At 55.8% G+C, this 242-nt stretch carries 1 protein-coding gene; it reads left to right on the forward strand.

The window, feature by feature from the left end; translation table 11 throughout:
* Positions 1-2: 2 nt before the first annotated feature.
* A complete protein-coding gene (locus R0J87_RS23900) occupies positions 3-158 on the forward strand; it encodes a hypothetical protein (RefSeq protein ID WP_498889517.1) in 156 nt (51 codons plus the stop codon).
* Positions 159-242 lie beyond the last annotated feature (84 nt).

A 242-nucleotide genomic window follows, 5' to 3' on the forward strand; every position in this document is an offset into this window, starting at 1 on the left:
CGGTGGATGAGATCGACAACGTGCTCAACAAGCAGAGCGGCCTGCTGGGACTTTCCGGCTTGACAAACGACATGCGCGAAGTAGAAGACAAAGCGATGGCTGGGCACACGGGTGCTAAGTTGGCGCTGGACGTGTTCTGCTACCGCATCGCCAACTAGCTGGCCGCCCTGTCATGTGCATTACCTAAGTCAGATGGCGTGATCTTTACTGGCGGTATCGGTGAAAACTCGCCTATCGTACGT

Origin of the sequence: Halomonas sp. SIMBA_159 (assembly GCF_046536035.1) — a bacterium.
Taxonomy (GTDB): Bacteria; Pseudomonadota; Gammaproteobacteria; order Pseudomonadales; family Halomonadaceae; genus Vreelandella; species Vreelandella venusta_A.